Source organism: Streptomyces ureilyticus (genome assembly GCF_011045025.1).
Taxonomy (GTDB): Bacteria; Actinomycetota; Actinomycetes; order Streptomycetales; family Streptomycetaceae; genus Streptomyces; species Streptomyces ureilyticus.
This window is the reverse complement of record NZ_JAAKZX010000143.1, coordinates 1-24,569: the sequence shown is the minus strand read 5'-3', so window position 1 is coordinate 24,569 and position 24,569 is coordinate 1. Positions and strand designations below refer to the sequence as shown.

At 69.6% G+C, this 24,569-nt stretch carries 16 protein-coding genes and 2 pseudogenes; 5 read left to right on the top strand and 13 right to left on the bottom strand.

The features are described 5' to 3' along the window. The 3 genes from G6048_RS33145 to G6048_RS33135 all read right to left on the bottom strand — a co-directional run. Nucleotides 1-866 (bottom strand): aminoglycoside phosphotransferase family protein (locus G6048_RS33145; RefSeq protein WP_165343293.1); only part of this gene is annotated, 866 nt, incomplete at its 3' end. Between the two features lie 58 nt (nucleotides 867-924). Further along, a complete protein-coding gene (locus G6048_RS33140) occupies nucleotides 925-1,419 on the bottom strand; it encodes a ferritin-like domain-containing protein (RefSeq protein WP_328827677.1) in 495 nt (164 codons plus the stop codon). After that, the gene (locus G6048_RS33135) at nucleotides 1,416-1,973 is read right to left on the bottom strand and encodes a hypothetical protein (protein WP_165343292.1); all 558 of its coding nucleotides are present in this window, start codon (nucleotides 1,971-1,973) and stop codon (nucleotides 1,416-1,418) included. The genes G6048_RS33140 and G6048_RS33135 overlap by 4 nt, the downstream gene beginning before the upstream one ends. Nucleotides 1,974-2,159: 186 nt before the next feature. Between G6048_RS33135 and rimP the strand changes: the two genes are divergently transcribed. From rimP to infB, 4 genes are all read left to right on the top strand, one after another. Then, nucleotides 2,160-2,657, top strand: a complete 498-nt coding sequence (gene rimP / locus G6048_RS33130) for a ribosome maturation factor RimP (protein WP_165343291.1) — start codon at nucleotides 2,160-2,162, stop codon at nucleotides 2,655-2,657. Nucleotides 2,658-2,659: 2 nt separating this feature from the next. Then, a complete protein-coding gene (gene nusA / locus G6048_RS33125; RefSeq protein WP_165343290.1) occupies nucleotides 2,660-3,682 on the top strand; it encodes a transcription termination factor NusA in 1,023 nt (340 codons plus the stop codon). 102 nt (nucleotides 3,683-3,784) lie between these two features. After that, nucleotides 3,785-4,078 (top strand): YlxR family protein, encoded by a 294-nt coding sequence (locus G6048_RS33120; protein ID WP_165343296.1) that lies wholly within the window; start codon nucleotides 3,785-3,787, stop codon nucleotides 4,076-4,078. Between the two features lie 147 nt (nucleotides 4,079-4,225). After that, on the top strand, nucleotides 4,226-7,354 hold the full coding sequence (gene infB / locus G6048_RS51570) for a translation initiation factor IF-2 (protein WP_165343289.1): 3,129 nt from the start codon (nucleotides 4,226-4,228) through the stop codon (nucleotides 7,352-7,354). A 483-nt stretch (nucleotides 7,355-7,837) separates the two neighbouring features. Here infB and G6048_RS33110 read toward each other — a convergent pair whose 3' ends face one another. From G6048_RS33110 to dxr, 7 genes are all read right to left on the bottom strand, one after another. Next, on the bottom strand, nucleotides 7,838-10,762 hold the full coding sequence (locus G6048_RS33110) for a SpoIIE family protein phosphatase (protein ID WP_235990617.1): 2,925 nt from the start codon (nucleotides 10,760-10,762) through the stop codon (nucleotides 7,838-7,840). A gap of 428 nt (nucleotides 10,763-11,190) precedes the next feature. After that, nucleotides 11,191-12,885 (bottom strand): proline--tRNA ligase, encoded by a 1,695-nt coding sequence (locus tag G6048_RS33105; protein ID WP_165343288.1) that lies wholly within the window; start codon nucleotides 12,883-12,885, stop codon nucleotides 11,191-11,193. An 87-nt stretch (nucleotides 12,886-12,972) separates the two neighbouring features. Further along, a complete protein-coding gene (locus tag G6048_RS33100; protein WP_165343287.1) occupies nucleotides 12,973-13,545 on the bottom strand; it encodes a GNAT family N-acetyltransferase in 573 nt (190 codons plus the stop codon). Between the two features lie 244 nt (nucleotides 13,546-13,789). Next, nucleotides 13,790-14,638 carry a GNAT family N-acetyltransferase gene (locus tag G6048_RS33095; RefSeq protein ID WP_165343286.1) on the bottom strand — a complete coding sequence of 283 codons (849 nt, stop codon included), beginning with the start codon at nucleotides 14,636-14,638 and terminating at the stop codon, nucleotides 13,790-13,792. A gap of 216 nt (nucleotides 14,639-14,854) precedes the next feature. Continuing rightward, nucleotides 14,855-16,012, bottom strand: a complete 1,158-nt coding sequence (gene ispG / locus G6048_RS33090) for a flavodoxin-dependent (E)-4-hydroxy-3-methylbut-2-enyl-diphosphate synthase (protein WP_165343285.1) — start codon at nucleotides 16,010-16,012, stop codon at nucleotides 14,855-14,857. A 176-nt stretch (nucleotides 16,013-16,188) separates the two neighbouring features. Next, on the bottom strand, nucleotides 16,189-17,493 hold the full coding sequence (locus tag G6048_RS33085) for a M50 family metallopeptidase (RefSeq protein WP_165343284.1): 1,305 nt from the start codon (nucleotides 17,491-17,493) through the stop codon (nucleotides 16,189-16,191). Next, the gene (gene dxr / locus G6048_RS33080; RefSeq protein ID WP_165343283.1) at nucleotides 17,490-18,785 is read right to left on the bottom strand and encodes a 1-deoxy-D-xylulose-5-phosphate reductoisomerase; all 1,296 of its coding nucleotides are present in this window, start codon (nucleotides 18,783-18,785) and stop codon (nucleotides 17,490-17,492) included. Before dxr ends, G6048_RS33085 begins: the two co-directional genes overlap by 4 nt. Nucleotides 18,786-18,955: 170 nt before the next feature. Here dxr and G6048_RS33075 point away from each other — a divergent pair. After that, nucleotides 18,956-19,054, top strand: a pseudogene (locus G6048_RS33075) (lamin tail domain-containing protein); the annotation flags it as partial. 306 nt (nucleotides 19,055-19,360) lie between these two features. Here the strand turns inward: G6048_RS33075 and secA are convergent. From secA to G6048_RS48840, 3 genes and pseudogenes are all read right to left on the bottom strand, one after another. Continuing rightward, nucleotides 19,361-22,153 (bottom strand): preprotein translocase subunit SecA, encoded by a 2,793-nt coding sequence (gene secA / locus G6048_RS33070; protein WP_165343294.1) that lies wholly within the window; start codon nucleotides 22,151-22,153, stop codon nucleotides 19,361-19,363. A gap of 157 nt (nucleotides 22,154-22,310) precedes the next feature. After that, entirely contained in the window at nucleotides 22,311-24,248 is a 1,938-nt protein-coding gene (locus G6048_RS33065; RefSeq protein ID WP_165343282.1) for an acyl-CoA dehydrogenase family protein, read from the bottom strand. A gap of 93 nt (nucleotides 24,249-24,341) precedes the next feature. Next, nucleotides 24,342-24,569 (bottom strand): annotated as a pseudogene (locus G6048_RS48840) (hypothetical protein); the annotation flags it as partial.

The following is a 24,569-nucleotide window of genomic DNA, read 5'->3' as shown; positions in this document are numbered from 1 at the left end:
CGCCGGGCCCGCACCCCCGACTCGACCGCCCGGAACAGCGTCCACCCCCGCAACCGCTCCTGGTCCACGTCCAGAGACTCCGCGAGGCGCTTGACCCGGCGGCGCGTCGTCGCGGGGCCGGACGGCGAGGCGATCAGGTCCTCGACGCGGTCGCGGACCAGTCGGGCCAGGTCGAAGGCGCACTCGCCGACGACGGGATCGGGCCCCACGGCCAGCCAGGGACTGCGTTCACCGGCGAGCACCTTGCTCTGGCGGAACGTGCCGTGCAGCAGCCGCTCCTCCGGCGGAGCCGCGAGCAACTGCTCGCGGACCGCGAGCGCCGCGTCCACCAGCGGCAGCGCCTCCGCATCGGCAGACGCCCGCATCGCCTCGGCCTGCCGCCCCGTCCGCTCGGCCACGGTCTCGAAGACATGCCCGGCAGGCGGCTCGACCCACAGCCGCCGCAACGTCCCGGCCGCCTCCAGCATCGACTTCGCCTCGGGCAACGACCGCACGGACACATCGGGATGCAACCGCTCCAGGAGCAGCACACCCCCGTTCCCGGGAGGCCCGGAGGGACTGGAAGGACCGGGGGCCTCGAGGAGCAGTACCGCGCCCCGTCCGTCCCAGTGCGCCAGCGCGGCCCGCTCGCTCTCCGGACGCGCCCGCGGCGGCGCGAGCTTGAGGACGGCGGGCGTCCCATCGGGCAGCCGCACCAGCACCACAAGACTGCTGCGCCCGCCGGGCACCTGCACCCGCTCCACGGTCAACTCGCGTACAGAGACGGCCTGTTGAGCCGTCTCGGGCAGCTTCTCCAGCCAGTCGTCACCGGCCGGCGCCGTCTCGCCGAGCGCCCGGACGAGCCGCCGCGGCGGTTCGAAAGCCATACGCGAGTGTTCCCTTCCGACGTGCTTGCTCGACGTGCTCGACCTGCTCCGAAGTGCGTTACGTGCGGGGTGTCGACGGCGGCCCGGCCGGGGTGGCCCGCTCGGCGAGACCAGGGAAGGCTACGCTCCCGCCACGCCAGCGCGCCGCCCGCACCGCAGCCTCCCGCAAGGCCTCAGCGGCATCACGCCGCCGCTCACCCCCGGCGGCCCGTACGACATCCGAGTACACGCCGGCCACCCGCTCCTCCAGCTCGACGGCCAGCCGCACGGCCGCGTCCGAGTCGGTCACCGGGAACGGCAGCGCGTATGCGGCCGCCGCAGGTTCGGGCTTCCCGTCCAGGTCCCGCACGGCCCGCGCGAGCGCGTCGCGCCGGGCCCGATGCGCGTCGTACGCGGCCTGCGCCTCGGCCCGCCGCCCCGCACGCACCTTTCCGCCCACGACCCCGTACCCGTACACCGCGGCATGCTCGGCACGCAGCGCGGCAAGCACGGCCTTCAGCTCGGCCGAAGCCTCCGTCTTCCCGGAGATCTCGGAACCCGCGGACCCGCTCACTTCGCGCCCTCCGTCAGCAAGTACACGTGCACCGCACCGGCCGCCGCCACCGAGGCCAGCAGTCGCGCCAGCTCTCCCGGCACCTCCTCGAGCGCCTTCGTACGCCGGTCCGCCAGCGCCCGCTCGGCCGAGGCGAGTTCGGCTACGGCATCCTCCTCGCGGGCCGGAACGCTCGCGGCCGGAGCACTCGCCGAAGCAGCGGGAGACGAAGACGCCGAGGGAGAAGCCGAGGGAGCAGGGGTGGCAGACGCCCGCTTCCCGCCCCCGAACGCCTCCGCATGCCGTACGACCTCCGCCCGCAGCGGTGTCAGCCGCGACGCCAGCGCCGGATGCGCGGCGAGCACGACGGCGTACCGCGCCGCGAGCCCCTCGCTGTCGCGTGCCGCACGCGCGCGTGCCCGGTCGGCGGCGGAAGCGGCCTCCTTGGTGGTCTCGGAGGACGAGTCGGAGGCGGAGCAGCCCGTGAGCAGCGCGGCGCCCGCACCGGCGGCTGAGGCGAGCAGGCTCCTTCGGCGCGGCCCCGAGGGCGAGCGCGACGGCGGGGTGAACGACAAGGCAGACGTCCTCGGCAGGCTCGTACGAAAGGAAGGGCGGCGACCGGAGCTCCGGGTGGCTCGGCTGCCCGGATCAAGGTAACCCGCGGTGATGCCGGTGGACGGCAACACCCTCCTGGACCCGATACCCTTTGACCTGACACGCGACCTACCCACAACAGCACACGCGGCCGAGGAGTCACCCGGATGAGCACCACCCAGAGCGAGAGGCTGCGAGGACTGCTGGAACCGCTCGTCAGCTCCCAGGGACTCGATCTCGAGGAGATCGAAGTGGACTCGGTCGGACGTAAGCGTGTGCTGCGCGTCACCGTCGATTCCGACGAAGGTGCCGACCTCGACCAGATCGCCGATGTGAGCCGCGTGCTCTCGGCGAAACTCGACGAGACGGACGCGATGGGCGCGGGCGAGTACACCCTCGAGGTGGGAACGCCCGGTGCGGAGCGCGAGCTCAGGGAACACCGTCACTACGTACGTGCCACCGGCCGGCTGGTGAAGTTCCAGCTGGCCGAGGGTGGCGAGGTGGTCGCCCGGATCCTCGAGGTGGACGACGAGGGCGTGGACCTCGAAGTGCCCGGTGTGAAGGGGCGCAAGGCCACCGCCAGGAGGGTCGCCTTCGGGGAGATCGCCAAGGCGCGCGTCCAGGTCGAGTTCAGCCGCAAGGACAAGAAGGAAGAGGAGGCGTAGCCGTGGACATCGACATGAGTGCCCTGCGGGGCTTGGTACGGGAGAAGGAGATCTCCTTCGACCTGCTGGTCGAAGCGATCGAATCGGCCCTCCTCATCGCCTATCACCGCACCGAGGGAAGCCGTCGCCACGCGCGCGTGGAGCTCAACCGCGAGAGCGGCCATGTGACCGTGTGGGCGAAGGAGGACCCCGAGGACCTCGAAGAGGGCCAGGAGCCACGCGAGTTCGACGACACCCCGACCGGCTTCGGCCGGATCGCCGCCACCACCGCCAAGCAGGTCATCCTGCAGCGCCTGCGGGACGCCGAGGACGACGCGACGCTCGGCGAGTACGCGGGCCGCGAGGGCGACATCGTCACCGGCGTCGTCCAGCAGGGCCGCGACCCCAAGAACGTACTCGTGGACATCGGCAAGCTGGAGGCCATCCTGCCGGTGCAGGAGCAGGTGCCCGGCGAGATGTACCAGCATGGGATGCGGCTGAGGTCCTACGTGGTCCGGGTGGCGAAGGGTGTGCGTGGGCCCTCCGTGACGCTGTCGCGGACGCATCCCAATCTGGTGAAGAAGCTCTTCGCTCTCGAGGTGCCGGAGATCGCCGACGGATCCGTCGAGATCGCCGCCATCGCCCGGGAGGCGGGGCACCGCACGAAGATCGCCGTCCGGTCCACCCGTTCGGGCCTGAACGCCAAGGGCGCCTGCATCGGGCCCATGGGCGGACGTGTGCGCAATGTCATGGGCGAGCTCAACGGTGAGAAGATCGACATCGTCGACTGGTCGGACGATCCGGCCGAGATGGTGGCCAACGCGCTCTCCCCGGCCCGGGTCTCCAAAGTCGAGGTCGTGGACCTGGCGGCCCGCTCCGCGCGCGTGACGGTGCCGGACTATCAACTGTCCCTGGCCATCGGCAAAGAAGGGCAGAATGCCCGGCTCGCCGCCCGGCTGACCGGCTGGCGGATCGACATCCGGCCGGACACCGAACAGACCGGCGAGCAGACCGGTCAGCAGGCCGGGGACCAGGGCAGGGAATAGATCACGCCCCCGGGTCGCTGAGATCACGACAGATTTATACGCGGCAACCGTTCGATTCTTGCCCCAAAGGGGTGAGGTCGGTGCGGGGAGGTAGACTTGATTGTGTCTGGCCGGACGCCAGCCCGAGCATGCCCTGAGCGCACGTGTGTGGGGTGCCGGGAGCGAGCGGCCAAGGACGATCTGCTGCGCATCGTGGCGATCGAGGGCGAGTGTGTCCCCGATCATCGCGGTACGCTGCCCGGCCGGGGTGCCTATGTACACCCCGCCCTGGTCTGTCTCGACCTGGCGGTCCGCCGCCGGGCGTTCCCCCGGGCGCTGCGTGCCCAGGGACCGCTCGACACGGAGGCATTGCGCCTAGCTGTCGAGAAGACCGTTGCCGAGAAGGCAACACCGTAAGACGTGTCGCACGGAACCCCCGTGCGGCCCTGGTACCCCGCGAGTTGGAAGTAGGTCGAGATTGCGATGAGCACTCGATGAGCACGCGATGAGTACGCCCATGAAGTAGCGACGGTCCGGACGCAACCCGGACCTAAAAGGAGCGAAGTGGCTAAGGTCCGGGTATACGAACTCGCCAAGGAGTTCGGGGTTGAGAGCAAGGTCGTCATGGCCAAGCTCCAAGAACTCGGTGAATTTGTCCGTTCTGCGTCTTCGACGATCGAAGCGCCCGTAGTACGCAAACTGACTGACGCCCTCCAGCAGGGCAACGGCGGCGGCAAGCCCGCCCCGCGCAAGGCCGCGCCCGCCAAGCCGGCCACCCCCTCTCCGGCGCAGGCTGCCCGTCCGGCTGCCCCGCGCCCGCCGGCCCCGAAGCCGCCTGCCGCGGAGAAGCCCGCGGCTCCGGCCGGTGGGCCCGTGACTCCGGGGCCGCGTCCGACTCCGGGTCCCAAGCCGCCTGCGCCGAAGCCCGCTCCGGCGTCTCCGGCTCCTGCGGCGCCCGAGTTCACGGCGCCTCCGGCGGCTCCCGCGGCCTCCTCGGGTCCTGCGGCTCCCTCGGGTCCGCGTCCGGGTGGTGCCCGTCCGGGTGCCCCGAAGCCGGGTGCCCGTCCGAGTGGTCCCGCGCAGGGCGGCCAGGGCCGTGGCGACCGCGGTGACCGTCAGGGCGCTCCGCGTCCCGGCGGCCAGGGCGGACGTCCGGGCGGTCGTCCGGCCGGCCCGCGTCCGGGCAACAACCCGTTCACCTCTGGTGGCTCCACCGGTATGGCGCGCCCGCAGGCGCCCCGTCCGGGTGGTGCCCCGCGCCCCGGTGGCGCCGGTGCTCCGGGTGGCGGTCCGCGTCCTCAGGGTGCGGGCCAGGACCGTGGTCCCCGTCCGCAGGGTGGTCCCGGTGGCGCTCCGCGTCCCGGTGGCGGCCCCGGCGGCAACCGTCCGACTCCGGGCGGCATGCCTCGTCCGCAGGGTGGTCCCGGTGGCGCTCCGCGTCCCGGCGGCGGCCCCGGCGGCAACCGTCCGAACCCCGGCATGATGCCGCAGCGTCCGGCTGCCGGTAGCCCGCGTCCCGGCGGCGGTGGCCCCGGTGGCCGCGGTCCTGGTGGCGGCGGTCGTCCCGGTGGCGGTGGCGGCGGTCGTCCCGGTGGCGGCGGTTTCGCCGGTCGTCCCGGTGGCGGCGGCGGTGGCGGTTTCGCCGGTCGTCCCGGTGGTCCCGGTGGCGGTGGCGGCGGTTTCGCCGGTCGTCCCGGTGGTCCGGGTGGCGGCGGTGGCCGTCCCGGCTTCGGCGGTCGTCCGGGTGGTCCCGGTGGCCGTGGTGGCACGCAGGGTGCGTTCGGCCGTCCCGGCGGTCCGGCGCGTCGTGGTCGCAAGTCGAAGCGGCAGAGGCGCCAGGAGTACGAGGCCATGCAGGCCCCGTCGGTCGGCGGTGTGATGCTGCCTCGCGGCAACGGACAGTCCGTCCGCCTGTCGCGCGGTGCGTCCCTCACCGACTTCGCGGAGAAGATCAACGCCAACCCGGCGTCGCTCGTCGCCGTGATGATGAACCTCGGCGAGATGGTCACTGCCACGCAGTCCGTCTCCGACGAGACGCTGAAGCTCCTCGCGGACGAGATGAACTACGTCCTCGAGATCGTCAGCCCCGAGGAGGAGGACCGCGAGCTGCTCGAGTCCTTCGACATCGAGTTCGGCGAGGACGAGGGTGGCGAGGAGTTCCTCGCGCCGCGTCCGCCGGTCGTGACCGTCATGGGTCACGTCGACCACGGTAAGACCCGCCTCCTTGACACCATCCGCAAGACGAACGTCGTCGCGGGCGAGGCCGGCGGTATCACGCAGCACATCGGTGCGTACCAGGTCGCCACCAAGGTCAACGAGGAAGAGCGCAGGATCACCTTCATCGACACCCCGGGTCACGAGGCGTTCACCGCCATGCGTGCCCGAGGTGCCAAGTCGACCGACATCGCGATCCTCGTGGTGGCGGCCAACGACGGTGTGATGCCCCAGACGATCGAGGCGTTGAACCACGCCAAGGCGGCCGGTGTGCCGATCGTGGTCGCGGTCAACAAGATCGACGTCGAGGGTGCCGACCCGACCAAGGTGCGCGGTCAGCTCACCGAGTTCGGTCTGGTGGCCGAGGAGTACGGCGGCGACACGATGTTCGTCGACATCTCCGCCAAGCAGGGCCTCAACATCGAGAACCTGCTGGAGGCCGTGGTCCTCACCGCGGACGCCTCGCTCGACCTGCGGGCCAACCCGGAGCAGGACGCGCAGGGCATCGCGATCGAGTCCCACCTGGACCGTGGCCGCGGCGCCGTCGCGACTGTCCTGGTCCAGCGAGGCACCCTGCGGGTCGGCGACACCATGGTGGTCGGCGACGCGTACGGCCGTGTCCGCGCGATGCTCGACGACAAGGGCGAGAACGTGGAAGAGGCGGGTCCCTCGACCCCGGTCCTCGTCCTCGGTCTCACCAACGTCCCGGGCGCCGGCGACAACTTCCTCGTCGTCGACGAGGACCGTACGGCCCGTCAGATCGCGGAGAAGCGTGCCGCTCGTGAGCGGAACGCCAACTTCGCCCGCCGGGGTGTCCGGTTCTCCCTGGAGAACCTGGACGAGGCCCTCAAGGCCGGTCTGGTGCAGGAACTCAACCTCATCATCAAGGGCGACGCGTCCGGTTCGGTGGAGGCTCTCGAGTCCTCGCTGCTCCAGCTCGACGTCGGCGAAGAGGTCGACATCCGCATCCTGCACCGTGGTGTGGGTGCGGTCACCGAGTCGGACATCGACCTGGCGACCGGCTCCGACGCCATCGTCATCGGCTTCAACGTCCGCGCGGCCGGCCGTGCCTCGCAGATGGCGGAGCGCGAGGGCGTCGACGTCCGCTACTACTCGGTGATCTACCAGGCCATCGAGGAGATCGAGGCGGCCCTCAAGGGCATGCTCAAGCCGGAGTTCGAAGAGGTCGAGCTCGGTACGGCGGAGATCCGCGAGGTCTTCCGCTCGTCCAAGCTGGGCAACATCGCCGGTGTGCTGGTCCGCTCCGGCGAGGTCAAGCGCAACACCAAGGCGCGGTTGCTGCGCGATGGCAAGGTCATCGCGGAGAACCTCAACATCTCCGGGCTGCGTCGCTTCAAGGACGACGTCACCGAGATTCGCGAAGGGTTCGAGGGCGGTATCAACCTCGGCAACTTCAACGACATCAAGGTCGACGACGTCATCGCGACGTACGAGATGCGCGAGAAGCCCCGCGGCTGACGCCTGCGGCGCGCTGAACCGGGTTGGCGCCACCCCGGCGGGATTCTTCCCGCGGGGGTGGCGCCGACCGGGGTTTCGCCCCCGCCGCCCTTACCCGTCCCGTCCCATACCAAGAGGCTCCGCCCCTGGACCCCGCTGGGGGGGGCTGCGCCCCCGGACCCCCGCTCCTCAAACTCCCCCAGCTACCGCTGGGGGGACCCCCAACAGGCTGATTTTGCGCGGCAGACGCCGGAGGGCTGAACTTGCGCGCCAGTCGCCCGAGGGCTGATTAGACGCAGCCGAACTTTGTCAGTGCTGGCCCGCATCAATCAGCCCGTCTGGGGGCACCTCCCAGCGGTAGCTGGGGGAGTTTGAGGACGAGGCCGTTCAGGCCGATGGGGGTCTGGGGCGCAGCCCCAGCGGGGTCTAAGGGGCGGAGCCCCTTGGTATGGGACGGGTAAGGGCGGCGGGGGCGAAACAACTCGCCGCGCCCCGCGCCTGGCGCTAGGGCAAGAGCTGCTCCGTCCAGATGCACTTGCCGTTGGAGAGGTGGCGGGTTCCCCAGCGTTGGGTGAGTGCGGCGATCAACTGCAGGCCGCGGTTGCCTTCGTCGGTCTCAAGTGCGCGGCGAATGTGAGGGGTGGTCAGGCTGCCGTCAGTGACCTCGCAGATGAGCGAACGGCTGCGGATGAGGCGCAGCTGGACGGGGCCTCTCGCATGACGGATGACATTGCCGACGAGCTCGCTGGCTATCAGCTCTGTGGTCCACGTGAGGTCGTCGAGATGCCACTCGGTGAGCTGATGTCGTACGTAGTCGCGGGCTTGGCCTGCGGCGATCGGGTCCTCGGGAAGCTCCCAGGACGCCACGTTCCCAGCGGCCAGAGGGTGGGTGCGGGCCACGAGCACCGCAGTATCGTCGCTGGTCTGCTCCTTGGCAGGGACGAGAGCAGATATGAGCGCGGTGCACAGCTGGTCGAGGCGCCGGGCGTCGGCATCCCGGTCGGCGGTCGTGGCGCCCAGAGCGCGCCCATTGGGCATCTGGGCGTCGGTGAGCGTCTTGGCCAGGTGGGCCATGCCGCTGTCGATGTCGCGGGCCGCGGACTCGACCAGGCCGTCGGTGTAGAGCACGATCAGGCTTCCTTCGGGCACCGTCAGTTCCACCGTCTCGAAGGGCGGCGTGGCCGCGCCGAGCGGTGGGTTTTGAGGCAGCTGCGGGAAGTGGACGGTGCCGTCGGGGTGGAGGAGGGCAGGTGGGGGGTGCCCGGCCCGGACGACGGTACAAATCTGGGTGGCGGGGTCGTAGACCGCGTACAGGCAGGTGGCGTAGAAGTCATCGCCAAGGTCGCTGACCAGGTCGTTCAGGTGGGAGAACAGTTCGTCGGGGGGTAGTTCGAGTCCCACCAGTGTGTGTACGGCGGTGCGCAGGCGGCCCATGGTGGCGGCTTCGGACAGTCCGTGGCCCATGACGTCTCCGATGACGAGCGCGACTCGCTCGGCAGACAGTGGGATGACGTCGTACCAGTCGCCGCCGACCTCCAGACCCTCGGTGGCCGGCACGTAGTGGGCCGCAGCGGTGACGGCGGGCAGGGAGGGCAGGACCAGCGGGAGCAGGCCGCGCTGCAACTCCTGGGAGCGGGTGTGCTCTGCGTCGTACAGGCGGGCCCGTTCCAGGGCCTGGGCGATCAGCCCGCTGAGCGCGGTCAGCAGGGCCCGGTCCTCCTCGCTGAACCGGCGCGGTCGGGAGAAGGAGATGACCAGGCAACCGACGGGACGGCCGGAGACGATCAGAGGCAGGAACGCCCAGGCATTCTTCCCTCCCGAGAACGCGAGGCCGGCGACCTCCGGGTAGCGGTCGCGGAACTCCCGCCTGGAGCGGAGGTACTGCGGGGCGCCGTGGCGGACGGCGTCACTGACGGGGGTGTGGTCGGACACGCTCATCCTTTTGGGAAAGTTGTCCAGAAACTCCTGGGAGTACCCGGCGCTCCCCGCCACTCGGAGGCTCTCGCCGTCCACGAGCTGCACAAACAGGCCGGTGGCACCGACCAGGGGCAGAACACGCTCTGCCACGGTATCGACGACGTCGCTCACAGTGACCGCGTCGGCCAGCGCCGCGTTGAGGCGGCCGATGTGCGTGGTGCGCCGGGCGGCGGCGCGCTGGGCGGCCGCACGCTGCTCGTCCGCCAGCCGCGTTTCGGTCACGTCGGTGAGGAACACCGTCACACCGTCCGGCGAAGGAACCAGACGCAGGTGGTACCAACGCCGGTTCGTCGGCCACTGGACGTCGAAGCCGGTCGGAGCGCCGGTGGCGGCGGCCTGCCGGCAGCGGTCCTCCAGGCCGGGCACCTCGGTACCGGGAACATCCCACAGGACGCGGCCGAACAGCTGCTGCGAGGGGCCGAGGAGGCGCTCGGCGTGGAGATTGACGAACTCGATCCGCCAGTCGGCATCCACCGTGAGGAAACCGTCGCTCATGTGCAGCAGGGAATGGCCGACCGAATCCAGCGCCGCCCGCTTCTGCGTCGTATCCCACACGGTGCCCACGAAGTGAGCCGGCTCGCCGTCCTCGCCGAGGACGACCTGGGCGCGGGCCTCTATCCAGACGACACTGCCGTCCGACCTGCACAGCCGGTACTCCGCCGCGTACTCGCCGCGCTGCCGGATGGCCCGGTCCACCGCGGCCACGACGCGCGGCAGGTCGTCCGGGTGAACGAGCCCCACAACGGTGTCGACCCGTCCGTCGAAGGTCTCCGGGTCGATGCCGAGTATGGCCATCGTCGTCTCGTCGTAGACCACGTCGCCGGTGCGGAGGTTCTGGTCCCAGGTACCGACACGGACCGCCTCGCGTGCCTGCTGCAGCCGGGGCCCGGCCAGGTGTTCCGCGTTCCACCAGGCGGGGTTGAGGCTGCCGGTGGTGGGAGCGGGATGCGCCAGGCGCTCGCACACCCACCGAGCGAGCGCCTCGAGGAGGTCTCGCTGCGTGACCGAGGGGGCCCCGGACACCGTCACGACCGAAAGCACTCCGAGAGAGCTGCCCTCCGCGGCGAGCAGCGGGACGGCCGCGATCCCGGTACCGGCAGGAAGGGCGCGAGCCTGCGTGTCCGTCGTGGGCAGCCACACGAGCGCGCTGTCCCGCAGGGCCCGGATCGGTGCGGTCTCGTCCTGCCAGCCGAGGGTCCCCCACTGCTGGGCGAATTCCCGGGGCAGCCCGCCCGTGACTGCCAGGTGCAACGGCCGGCTGTCACCGGGTATGCGCAGGTGCACCATGCCACCCAGCCCGCCGAGGTCAGCCACCGCGTGATGCAGCGCGAGCTGCAGCGCCTCTGCCTGGGTCTGCCCGTCGCCCGTATTCCGGAGTACGTGCATCCGGACGGCTTCCTGCGCCTCCGCCGCTGCCGGCGGAGCCTGACCGAGCTGTTCGTTTCGGGCCATATAGATCACATTCACCGTCCGCCAGACGGGTGAATTTACACTATTACGCACTTAACGAATCGATTGGCGCATTTGCCCGTATCATCTCATCCGCGATGGCCAGGGAGACGGCAGGCCGTCCGGCGGTTGAGGACGAGGCCGCAAGGCCGGTGGGGTCTCGGGCGCAGCCCAGCGGGCCCAGGGGCGCAGCCCCGAGTGGGGTCGGGGGCGCAGCCCACACTGAGGTCTGGGGTGCAGCCCCCAGGGGGGTCGGGGGCAGAGCCCCCAGTGGCGTCGGGGCAGAGCCCCCGCCGGGCCCAGGGGCGCAACCGCTGCGGGGTCCAGGGGCGCAGCCCCTGGTGGGCTCTGGGCGAAGCCCAGGGGACGGGTATGGGTAGGGGCGGCGGGGGCGAAACAAGCCCGCCCCGCCCCCGCGCGCACAGGCCCCGTTACGCCGTCAGGCGAGCCACCGCCTCGGCCACCGTCAGCTCCTCGCGCTCCCCCGTGCGGCGGTCCTTGAGCTCGAGGACGCCCTCGGCCGAGCGGCGGCCGGCTACCAGGATCTGGGGGACGCCGATCAGTTCGGAGTCTGTGAACTTGACGCCCGGCGAGACGCCGGCCCGGTCGTCCACCAGGACCCGTACGCCCGCCGCGCCCAGCTTCTCCGAGACGTCGAGGGCCAGTTCGGTCTGCAGAGCCTTGCCCGCGGCGACGACGTGCACATCGGCCGGCGCCACCTCGCGAGGCCAGCACAGCCCCTGCGAGTCCGCCGACTGCTCGGCCAGCGCGGCCACCGCCCGCGAGACACCGATGCCGTACGAGCCCATCGTCACGCGCACCGGCTTGCCGTTCTGGCCGAGGACATCGAGCTGGAAGGTGTCGGCGTACTTGCGGCCCAGCTGGAAGATGTGACCGATCTCGATGGCACGGTCCAGCTTGAGGCCGGTGCCGCAGACGGGGCAGGGGTCGCCCTCCTCGACGACGACCACGTCGAGGTAGTCGTCGACCTCGAAGTCCCGGCCGCAGACCACGTTGCGGGCGTGCTTGTCCGCCTTGTTGGCGCCTGTGATCCAGGCCGTACCGGGCGCCACGCGCGGATCGGCGATGTAGCGGACCTTGTCCAGACCCTGCGGGCCCACGTAACCGCGTACGAGATCCGCACGGCCCACGAAGTCCTCGGCGGTCACCAACTCCACCACCGCCGGGGCCAGATGCTCGCCCAGCTTGCCGAGGTCGACCTCGCGGTCGCCGGGGACGCCGACGGCGACGATCTCGCCGTCGACCTTGACGAGGAGGTTCTTGAGGGTGGCGGACGCCGTCACGCCCAGGTGCTCGGCGAGGGTCTCGATGGTCGGGGTGTCGGGGGTGTCAAGTTCCTCGACCGGACCGTGCTCGACGCCCTCGACCGGCGCGAGCGCGAAGGTGACGGCTTCCGTGTTGGCCGCGTAGTCGCAGGCCGGGCAGTCCACGAAGGTGTCCTCACCGGCCGCGGCGGGCGCGAGGAATTCCTCCGACGCCGAGCCGCCCATCGCTCCGGAGACGGCGGAGACGATGCGGTAGTCCAGGCCCAGGCGCGCGAAGATCTTCTGGTACGCCTCGCGGTGCAGCGCGTACGACTCGACCAGGCCCTCGTCCGTGGTGTCGAAGGAGTACGAGTCCTTCATCTGGAACTCACGGCCGCGCAGCACACCGGAGCGGGGGCGGGCCTCGTCCCGGTACTTGGTCTGGATCTGGTAGAGGATCACCGGCAGGTCCTTGTAGGACGAGCACTGATCCTTGACGATCTGAGTGAAGATCTCCTCGTGCGTGGGGCCCAGCAAGTAGTCGGCGCCCTTGCGGTCCTTGACGCGGAAGAGGAGATCGCCGTACTCGTCCCAGCGGCCCGACGCGTCGTACGGCTCCCGCGGCAGCAGCGCGGGCAGCAGGACCTCCTGGCCGCCGATGGCGTCCATCTCCTCGCGCACCACGCGCGCCACGTTCTCGAGGACCTTCTTGCCGAGCGGCAGCCAGCTCCAGATACCGGCCGACGTGCGGCGCACGTAACCGGCGCGGACGAGCAGCTTGTGGCTGAGCGTCTCGGCGTCCGCCGGGTCGTCGCGCAGTGTCTTGATCATCAACCGGGACATGCGCTGGACCTGGGCCATGATTCTTAACTCCTGCCGGATAACGGTGATGGCTAGGAGGTTAGCCGGGCGGTACCGGGCGGTGGAAATCGATTGGCGTCCCGGCACCTATCGCCTGCGGCGGAGGGGAAGGTGGGCGCCCATCACCGCGTACGGCTTCGGGGCGCTGGGGAACAGGACGTTGCGGGCCAGGTCCTCGTAGCCGAGGGAGTGGTAGAGGCCGCGGGCCGGGCTGTCCGTGTCGATGGCCGAGAGGATCGAGCGGGGCTGGGTGGCGCCGTCCGTGATGGTGGTGATCAGGGCGCGGCCGATGCCGTGGTTCTGGTAGTGCGGGTGGACGTGCAGCTCGGTGATCACGAAGGAGTCGTCGAGCCAGGTCTCGTGGCCCTGGCTGCGCAGATAGGGCTCGACGACGGTGGACCACCAGTGCGCACGGTTGTTGGGCATGCCGTAGACGAAGCCGACGAGCCGGCCGTCGGGGGTGGTGGCGCCGAGCGCGCGGGCGCCGGGGTAGGTGAGATGCCGCAGCACGATCTGCCGCCGTACGGCGATCTCGTCCGCGCCGAGCCCGAAGGCCACGGCCTGCACGGCGAGCGCCTCGTCGATCCGCGCGGCCAGATCCAGCGGGCCGATGACGACGTCGTCGGGCGTACGGGGGCCCTGGCCGGGGATGCGAAACATGCCCGGAGACTACCGGTGCGCATTGCTGAGTTGCGCCGTGGACTGGGGTTGCCTGTCAGCTGCGGGTTCGTCGTGGTTGGTCGCTCCCCCACTCTCGGCTTCTCCCCCAGTGCCTTAAGGGGCCTTAAGGGCCTGGGGGGACCCCCAGAGCGGGGGGACCCCCATCGCGGCGGAGCCCGCAAATTTCACAGCCCCGCGCCCCTTACAGGGGCGCTCAGCCCCTACAAGCTTAGAGAGCGAACCCTCAGAACAGCACGCTCATGAACGCGCCGATCTCCTGGAAGCCCACCCTTTGGTAGGTGCGTCGGGCAGCCGTGTTGAAGTCGTTGACGTAGAGGCTGACGACGGGGGCCACGTCCGCGAGTGCGTAGCGGAGGACGGCTGCCATGCCGGGGGCCGCGAGGCCCTGGCCTCGGTACTCGGGGGCGATCCAGACGCCCTGGATCTGGCAGACCTGTGGGGTCGCGGCGCCGATCTCCGCCTTGAAGATGACCCTGCCGTCGTGGCCGAGGCGGGCGAACGAGCGCCCGGAGCCGACGAGTTCGGCGACCCGGGCCTGGTAAAGGAGCCCGCCGTCACCGGCGAGCGGCGAGATGCCGACCTCCTCCGTGAACATCGCCACGCAGGCGGGCATGATCGTCTCCATCTCGTCCTTGCGGATCCGGCGGACGTACGGATCCGGGGCGATGTCGGAGGGAACCCGGTCGGTGACCATCAGGGGCTGGTGGGGGCGGACCTCGCGGGCGGGGCCCCAGTTCGGCTCGAGGAGCCGCCACAGCTGGGCGGTGGCCTCGGCCGGGCCGACTATGGAGGAGCAGCGGCGGCCCGCGCGACGGGCCCGGTCCGCGAAGGCGCGTACGGCACGGGGGGTGGCGCAGATCGGGACCAGATTGGCGCCGGCGTAGCACAAGGACGTCAGCATGCCGTCCTCGTACCAGCCCCACATCTCGCCGCCGAGCCGCCACGGGTCGAGGCCCGCGATCTGCACCCGGGAGGTCACGAAGGCGTTCACGACCGGCTCACGGTCGAGGACGGCGAGTGCGGCGTCCAGGTCACTCGGTTCGAGGACCCTGGTGGTGGTCTGCGTCAACACGTACGGGGGCCTCACCCTGGGATCTGCTGATTCCCCGCACTGTACCTGGCGAAAATAGGCGACGCCGCCCGATGCCTGAGCCCTCCGGGCAGCCTTGGAGACGCGCGTGTCAGCCGTGGCGTCTGAGGTGGCCACGGCGATAGCCGGTCAAACCCGCCGCCGACCGGACGTCACGCCAGCCGGACCTCGGGTCAGCCCGCCACCGACCGAATCCCGTCAGCCCGCCACCGAAACCGAAGGCTCCCCGGAGGCGGCCCCCTCCGCCTCCATCTGCTCGGCGATCTTCATCGCCTCCTCGATCAGGGTCTCCACGATCTTCGACTCGGGCACCGTCTTGATGACCTCGCCCTTCACAAAGATCTGCCCCTTGCCGTTGCCGGAGGCGACGCCCAGGTCCGCTTCCCTCGCCTCGCCCGGCCCGTTCACCACACAGCCCATGACCGCGACGCGCAGCGGAACCTCCATGCCCGTCAGCCCGGCCGTGACCTCCTCGGCGAGCTTGTAGACGTCCACCTGGGCCCGGCCGCATGACGGGCACGAGACGATCTCCAGGCCGCGCTCGCGCAGCCCCAGCGACTCCAGGATCTGGTTGCCGACCTTGACCTCCTCCGCCGGAGGCGCCGACAGGGAGACGCGGATGGTATCGCCGATGCCCTCGGAGAGCAGCGCGCCGAAGGCGACCGCCGACTTGATGGTCCCCTGGAAGGCGGGGCCGGCCTCCGTCACCCCGAGGTGCAGCGGGTAGTCGGACTGGGCGGCCAGCTGCCGGTAGGCGTTGACCATCACCACCGGGTCGTTGTGCTTCACCGAGATCTTGATGTCCCGGAAGTCGTGCTCCTCGAACAGCGAGGCCTCCCACAGCGCCGACTCCACCAGCGCCTCGGGCGTCGCCCTGCCGTACTTCTGCAGCAGCCGCCGATCCAGCGACCCCGCGTTCACCCCGATCCGGATCGGGGTGCCATGGTCCTTGGCGGCCCGCGCGATCTCCTTGACCTTGTCGTCGAACTGCTTGATGTTGCCGGGATTGACCCGCACCGCCGCACAGCCCGCCTCGATCGCGGCGAACACGTACTTCGGCTGGAAATGAATGTCCGCGATCACCGGGATCTGCGACTTCCGCGCGATCGTCGCCAGCGCGTCCGCGTCATCCTGCGTCGGACAGGCCACCCGCACGATCTGGCAGCCCGACGCCGTCAGCTCGGCGATCTGCTGCAACGTGGCCCCGATGTCCGACGTACGCGTCGTCGTCATCGACTGCACCGAGACGGGTGCGTCTCCGCCCACGGCCACGGTCCCGACCTGGATCTGCCGGCTCTTCCGGCGCTCGGCGAGCTTGATCGGAACGGACGGCATGCCGAGAGAAATCGCAGTCATCTGCTGTGCAACCCCAAGGTAAGGATCGGTCGGTCCCGAAAGCTGACGGGCTCCAGCCAACGAGATTACGGCACCCCCGAACACGGGAGCACATCCCCCGCACAGGCCGCCACAAGTCACCCCATGCCACGGCGACCGGGCCCAAATCCTGCCCGGTCGCCGCAAACTCCGCCTTGCTAGGAGATTCTCACCGGGTTAACGACGTCTGCCACCAGGACCAGCAAGGTGAAGCAGATGAAGATCCCCGCCACCACATAGGCCACCGGCATCAGCTTCGCCACATCGAACGGCCCCGGGTCGGGCCTCCTGAACACCTTCGCCACATTCCGCCGCAGCGACTCCCACAGGGCGCCCGCGATGTGTCCGCCGTCGAGCGGCAGCAGCGGGAGCATGTTGAACAGGAAGAGGGAGAGGTTGAAGCCCGCGACGAGGAACAGCATCATCGCGATCTGGTTCTCCGGCGGGATGTCGAGGGTGAAGACCTCGCCGCCTACGCGGGCCGCGCCGACCACGCCCATCGGGGAGTCGTCCTCGCGCGGGCCATCGCCGAACGCCGCGTCCCACAGGGCGGGGACCTTGGACGGGAGGGCGATCAGCGACTCGACGCCGTTCTCCATCATGTCGCCCATGCGGTCCACGGACTGGCCGAAGGACTGCTCGACGATGCCGGAGGCGGGGGTGAAGCCGAGGAAGCCGGCGTACACGTACTGGCCCTCGACATAGCCGCCGTTGCCGTCCGACTTGCTGACCTGGTTCCTGATCAGGTGGGTGTTCAGGTCGAGCCGCTCGCCCCCGCGCTCAACGGTGATCGTGACGTCCTTGCCGGGGTTGGCGCGGATGTCGTTCTGGAGGGCGGACCAGTCCTCGACGCGTGTGCCGTTGAACGCGATGATCTTGTCGCCCGCTTCGAGGCCGGCGGCCTTGGCCGGCGCGGCCTGGTCGCTCTTCGCGCACTTGGTGCGGTTCTCGCTCTGCTGGATGACGCAGTCGGAGACCTTGCCGACCGTGGTGGTCTGGGTCTGGATGCCGAAGGTCATCATCACCCCCATGAAGATCACGACGGCCAGGATCAGGTTCATGAAGGGGCCGGCGAACATCACGATCACGCGCTTCCAGGGCTTGCGCGTGTAGAGGAGGCGGTTCTCGTCGCCGGGCTGCAGCTCCTCGAAGGACTGCGCGCGGGCGTCCTCGATCATGCCGCGCCACGGCGAGGTGGAGCGGGCCTCGAGCCTGCCGTCCGGGCCGGGCGGGAACATGCCGATCATGCGGATGTAGCCGCCGAGGGGGATCGCCTTGACGCCGTACTCGGTCTCGCCCTTCTTCCGCGACCAGATGGTCGGGCCGAAACCGACCATGTACTGCGGTACCCGGACGCCGAAGAGCTTGGCCATGGACAGATGTCCCAGCTCGTGCCAGGCGATCGAGAACAGCAGGCCGATCACGAAGACGACTATGCCGAGGATCATCATCAGGGTCGTCATGCACCGGCCTCCGCCGTGGTCGTCTGCGTTGTCCGCAGTGTGTGCTGCGTCTTCTGCGCCTGCGTCAGTTCGCGGGCCCGGGCGCGTGCCCAGGTCTCCGCTTCGAGGACGTCCGCGACGGTGAGTGGAGTTCCCGTACGGGGCGAGCCGTGCTCGGCGACCACCTTCGTGACGGTCTCCATGATCCCGTTGAACGGCAGGGCGCCGTTCAGGAACGCGTCCACGCACTCCTCGTTCGCCGCATTGAACACGGCCGGGGCCGTCCCCGCGAGTTCCCCGACATGGCGGGCGAGCCCGACCGACGGAAACGCGTCGTTGTCGAGCGGGAAGAACTCCCAGCTCGACGCCTTCGACCAGTCGAAGGCGGGCGCGGCGTCGGGGACGCGCTCGGGCCAGCCGAGCCCGATGGCGATCGGCCCGCGCATGTCCGGGGGCGTCGCCTGGGCGATCGTCGATCCGTCCGTGAACTCCACCATCGAGTGGACATACGACTGCGGGTGCACGACCACCTCAATCCGCTCGAAGGGAATGTCGTAGAGGAGATGCGCCTCGATGACTTCCAGCCCCTTGTTGACGAGGGTCGCGGAGTTGATGGTGATGACCGGGCCCATGGCCCAGGTGGGGTGGGCGAGGGCGTCGGCCGGGGCGACGTTCGCGAGTTCCTCCTTCGTACGGCCCCGGAAGGGGCCCCCGGAGGCGGTGACGACGAGCTTGCGTACGTCGGATCTGGTGCCCGAGGCGAGCGCCTGGAACAGGGCCGCGTGCTCGGAGTCGACCGGGATGATCTGCCCCGGCTTGGCGAGGGCCTTGACCAGCGGGCCGCCGACGATGAGCGACTCCTTGTTGGCGAGCGCGAGGGTGCGGCCCGCTTCGAGCGCGGCGAGGGTGGGCGCGAGCCCGATCGACCCGGTGATGCCGTTGAGCACGGTGTGACACTCGGAGGCGGCGAGCTGCGTGGCCGCGTCCGCTCCGGCGAGGATCTCCGGCAGCGGCTCCCCGTTCCCGTACCGCTCGCTCAGGTCCTTCCGCAGCTGCGGTACGACGTCCTCCCGGGCGACCGCGACGGTACGCACCCGAAGGCGCCACGCCTGCTCCGCCAGCAGCCCGACCCTCCCGCCCGCGGCGGAGAGCCCGCTGACCCGGAACCTGCCGGGATTGCGCTCCACAAGGTCGATGGCCTGCGTACCGATCGACCCGGTGGATCCCAGGATCACCACGTCCCGGGGCCCGTCCGAGGCCACGGGATCGAAGACAAGATGCGGATCAGCGAGGGGCGCTGGACTGTCACTCATCCCTCCATTGTGGCCGCATCGAGCCGCCGACCGGACAGGGCGTCCCGTTCGCAGGCCTCTTACCGCCATGTGTCACAAGACAGAGCCATGTCGCCACTTGTGAAGCTCAAGTGAAGAAAGCGTGATACTCCTTCTCTCCTGACACTGGACGACACCCAGGGGGGATCTCCATGCGGATACGCGCTGCCCTGCCCGCGCTCATCGGCGCCGTGGCTCTGACCGGCACGTTTCTCAGCACTCCGGCTCCGGCTGCCGGACGCGTCGACATCTGATCTTGCGCAGTGCCCCCCGTTCACGGGGTGGTGAGTGCATCCTCGGCCCGGCGGCGCAGAGCACCGATGCATCACTCCGTAACACATCCGGTACGCTTAGTGCACTGTGCCGGGGGCGACAACCAAGCTCCCAACAGCCCGAGTGAGTCCCGTACTTGCTCCTGCGGCCGGAAGGGTCGTCGCTGGACAGGCATGCCCTGTCAAACTCCCCGGAGCGATCCAGGGGAGAATCTCCCGGCATTCATCCGGGAGAGAACTTCAACAGGTGTATTACGACAGCATCGTCGCCGTTGGCATGGGCCGTTACTTGCGGCGGCGGCGGTTCTTCGACCTGTTGGACTTGGCGGACTTCTTGGCGGGCCGCCGGGCCGGGGCCGCCTTCGTGCCGGTGCCCGCTTCCTTCGGAGCCGAACCCGCCGCCGAAGCAGCGGCCTTGGCAGGCGCCGGCACCGCGTCGGAGCGGCTGAAGTCCCCCTCGACCACGCCTTCCGCCGTGTCCAGTGTGGGGGCGCTGAAGTGGAGGTCCTCGTCCCGCCGGCCCGCCTCCAGGGTCTCCTGGCCGTCGCGGGCCTTGCCCGAGGCGTCGAGGTTGAAGACGTAGCCGACGGACTCCTCCTTGATGGCCTCCGTCATCGCGGCGTACATGTCGTAGCCCTCGCGCTCGTACTCGATGATCGGCTCGCGGCCCAGCGTCCAGCGCAGACCGATGCCGTCGCGGAGGTAGTCCATCTCGTAGAGGTGCTCGCGCCACTTGCGGTCGAGGACCGAGAGAACGACGAGGCGTTCCAGGTCGCGGAGGGCGTCGGAGCCGAGTTCGGCCTCGCGCTCCTCGTAGCGGGCGTGGATGTCCTCGGTGATCGTCTCGATCAGGTCGTCGGCGGTGAGGTTCGCGCGCCCGCCGACCTCGTCCTCCATGTCCTCGATGGTGACCTTGATCGGGTAGAGCTGCTTGAAGGCAGCCCACAGCCGGTCCAGGTTCCACTCCTCGGGGAAGCCCTCGGCCGTCTCCTCCGTGATGTACGCGCGGAGGGTGTCGTCCATGAAGTGGATGATCTGTTCGCGCAGGTTCTCGCCCGCGAGGACCCGGCGGCGTTCCTCGTAGATGAGTGTGCGCTGCCGGTTGAGCACCTCGTCGAACTTCAGGACGTCCTTGCGGGACTCGAAGTGCTGCTGCTCGATCTGGGACTGGGCGGAGGCGATGGCGCGCGTGACCATCTTGTTCTCGATGGGGACGTCGTCGGGGACGTTCGCCATCGCCATCACGCGGTCGACGACCTGGGCGCGGAACAGCCGCATCAGGTCGTCCTCCAGGGACAGGTAGAAGCGGGAGGCGCCGGGGTCGCCCTGCCGGCCGGCCCGTCCGCGCAGCTGGTTGTCGATACGGCGCGACTCGTGGCGTTCGGTGCCGAGGACGTAGAGCCCGCCGAGGTCGATCACCTCGTCGCGCTCGGCCGCCACGGACTCCGTCATCCTCTCGAGCGCCGCCCCGTACTCCTCGGGGTGGTCCTCCGGATCGAGCCCCCGCCGGTCCAGTTCCGCGCGCGCCATCGCCTCGGGGTTGCCGCCGAGCATGATGTCGGTGCCGCGGCCCGCCATGTTCGTGGCCACGGTGACCGCGCCCTTGCGGCCGGCCTGGGCGACGATCTGCGCCTCGCGCTGGTGGTTCTTGGCGTTGAGCACCTCGTGCCGGATGCCCCGCCGTTTCAGCTGAGCGGACAGCAGCTCGGACTTCTCGACGGAGGTGGTGCCCACCAGGATCGGCTGGCCCTTCGCGTGCCGCTCGGCGATGTCGTCGACGATCGAGGTGAACTTCGCGCCCTCGGTGCGGTAGATCTGATCGGCGTCGTCCGCGCGGACCATCGGCCGGTTCGTGGGGATCGGCACCACGTGCAGCTTGTAGATCTGGTGGAACTCGGCGGCCTCGGTCATCGCCGTACCGGTCATCCCGGCGAGCTTCTCGTACAGCCGGAAGAAGTTCTGCAGGGTGATCGTCGCCAGGGTCTGGTTCTCGTCCTTGACGGTCACACGCTCCTTGGCCTCGATCGCCTGGTGCAGGCCCTCGTTGTAGCGGCGCCCTGCGAGGATGCGGCCGGTGTGCTCGTCGACGATGAGGACTTCGCCGTCGATGACCACGTAGTCCTTGTCCTTCTTGAAGTGCTCCTTGGCCTTGAGGGCGTTGTTCAAGTGGCCGATGAGGGGCGTGTGGTCGGACTCGTAGAGGCTGTCGATGCCGAGCTGGTCCTGGAGGTACTCGACTCCACTGTCCAGGATCGCCACGGTGCGCTTCTTCGGGTCGTACTCGTAGTCGTGCGTGGCCCGCAGCACCGCGAGGCGTTCCTTGTCCATCGGCGACGTGAAGTGCTCCGCCTGGATGGAGACGCCCTTCATCCGCGTGACCATCTTGGCGAACGACTCGTACCAGTGCGTCGGCTGATCGGCGGGCCCGGAGATGATCAGCGGCGTACGGGCCTCGTCGATGAGGATCGAGTCGGCCTCGTCGACGATCGCGAAGTGGTGGCCGCGCTGCACGAGTTCCTTCTGCGACCAGGCCATGTTGTCGCGCAGGTAGTCGAAGCCGAACTCGGTGTTGGTGCCGTAGGTGATGTCGCGGGCGTACTGTTCGCGCCGCTCGGCCGGGGTCGACTGCGACTCGATGACGCCGACGGTCAGGCCCAGGAAGCGGTAGGCGCGGCCCATCCACTCGGCGTCGCGCTGGGCGAGGTAGTCGTTCACCGTGACGAGGTGGACGCCCTTGCCGGTCAGGGCGTTCAGATACACGGGCAGGGTCGCGACGAGGGTCTTGCCCTCGCCGGTGTGCATTTCGGCGATATTGCCGAAGTGGAGTGCCGCACCGCCCATGATCTGTACGTCGAAATGGCGCATTCCGAGGGTGCGCCGGGACGCCTCGCGCATCGCGGCGAAGGCTTCGGGCAGCAGATCGTCGAGGTTTTCGCCGTCTGCGTGGCGCTTTTTGAACTCGTGGGTGAGATCCCGTAGTTCGTCGTCGGTCATCCCCTCGAATTCCGCTTCCAGGGAATTGACCTGTTCGGCGATGCGCTGCAGCCTGCGCAGCATGCGTCCCTCGCCGGCCCGCATGATCCGGCCGGTGATGCGCTCGATTGTGGCCACTGGAATTCCCCCTCGGCCTGGTGGGGGGCATCGACGTCCCCGAGGTCGATTCTGTGTCGCTGCCCTTCACTGCGGCAAGCAACAGAATGACCACGGGGACGCCTGTGCATTCCTGGGGAAAAGGTCAGCGAATGGGGCGGTGGACGTTGTCCCGTTTCGCCGGCCCGGGCGTCGCGTCCGCGATCCAGGCACCGTCGCCGGAAGGGTCGATGACGCCCTCCTCCAGCCAGGTGTACGTACCGCCGAGAACGCCCTTGACCACCTTGTGGTCGAGGTCGTCGGTGTTGCTCCACAGCCGGCCGAAGAGTTCCTCGACCCGGATGCGGGACTGGCGGCAGAAGGCGTCGGCGAGCTGATAGGCCTCACGGCCGTGCTCCCCGGTGGTACGCAGGTGCTCGGCGCGTACGCAGGCCGCGCTCATCGCGAACAGTTCGGCGCCGATGTCGACGATCCGGCCGAGGAAGCCCTGCTTGGTCTCCATCCGGCCCTGCCAGCGCGACATGGCGTAGAAGGTGGACCGGGCGAGCTTGCGGGCGGACCGCTCCACGTAACGGAGGTGACCGGACAGGTCGAGGTGGCCCTCCGGGTGGAAGTCGGCGTAAGAGCGCGGGAGTTGGCCGGGTCCGGCGACCAGCTTGGGCAGCCACTTGGCGTAGAACACACCGGCGTTCGCGCCCGCCTTCGCCTTGTCCTGGAGGGTCTTCTCCGGGTCGATGAGGTCGCCCGCGACCTTCAGATGGGCGTCGACGGCCTCGCGTGCGATCAGCAGGTGCATGATCTCGGTCGAGCCCTCGAAGATGCGGTTGATGCGCAGGTCACGCAGAATCTGCTCGGCCGGGACAGCGCGTTCGCCGCGGGCCGCGAGGGACTCGGCGGTCTCGAAGCCGCGTCCGCCGCGGATCTGGACCAACTCGTCCGCCATCAGCCAGGCCATCTCGGAGCCGTACAGCTTCGCGAGAGCCGCCTCGATACGGATGTCGTTGCGGTCCTCGTCGGCCATCTGCGAGGACAGGTCGAGTACGGCCTCCAGAGCGAAGGTCGTCGCCGCGATGAAGGAGATCTTCGAGCCCACGGCCTCATGGAAGGCCACCGGCTTGCCCCACTGCTCGCGCGCCGCCGACCACTCACGAGCGATCTTCAGACACCACTTGCCCGCGCCCACGCACATGGCGGGCAGGGACAGCCGCCCGGTGTTCAGCGTCGTGAGCGCGATCTTGAGGCCCGCACCCTCCGGGCCGATGCGGTTGGCCGCCGGGACGCGGACCTGGTGGAAGCGCGTGACGCCGTTCTCCAGGCCGCGCAGGCCCATGAAGGCGTTGCGGTTCTCGACGGTGACGCCTTCCGAGGCGGACTCCACGACGAAGGCGGTGATGCCGCCCTTGTGCCCCTCGGACTTCGGCACCCGCGCCATGACGACGAGGAGGTCCGCGACGACGCCGTTGGTCGTCCAGAGCTTCACGCCGTCGAGGACGTACGAGTCGCCGTCCGGGACCGCGGTGGTCGCGAGCCGTGCCGGGTCGGAGCCCACGTCCGGCTCGGTCAGCAGGAAGGCCGAGATGTCGGTCCGGGCGCAACGCGGCAGGAAGGTGTCCTTCTGCTCCTGCGTACCGAAGAGCTTCAGCGGCTGCGGTACGCCGATCGACTGATGCGCGGAGAGCAGCGCGCCGACCGCCGGGTTCGCCGAGCCCACCAGGGCGAGCGCCTTGTTGTAGTACACCTGGGTGAGGCCGAGGCCGCCGTACTTGGTGTCGATCTTCATGCCGAGGGCACCGAGCTCCTTGAGCCCGTTGATCGTCTCGTCCGGGATCTGCGCGTCGCGCTCGATCCGCGCCCCGTCGATCTTCGTCTCGCAGAAGTCACGCAGTTTGGCGAGGAACTCCTCGCCGCGCTGTGCGTCCTCGTCGGCGGGCATCGGGTGCGGATGGATCAGATCGAGCCGGAAGCGGCCGAGGAACAGCTCCTTGGCGAAGCTGGGCTTGCGCCAGTCCTGCTCACGTGCGGCCTCCGCCACCTGGCGCGCCTCGCGCTCGGTGACGGCGGGCTTCTTGGTTGGTGCGGACATGAGGGGCTTCACCTCGCCGCGAGTCGGGATCTTCGGAACAGTTTGGTTACTGGCCGGTGCTACTGGATCGTATGTACCCGATTACGGGCAACCTCACCAGTCCTCGCGCACCGCCCTGCCGGATGCGCCCCTCCGTACGAGCCCGGGTTTCAGCCGATGTCCAGCAGCTTGTGCCGTACGAGGACCTGGGTGAAGTCGTCGAGATTGCGGGCGGCCTTGCTTGTCCTGCCGGTTGAGCCACACCATGATCTCGTCGGTGGACTGGTCCTGCCAGTCGGCGCCACCGGACAGGTTGGCCCACAACAACCCGCCCCCGCACAC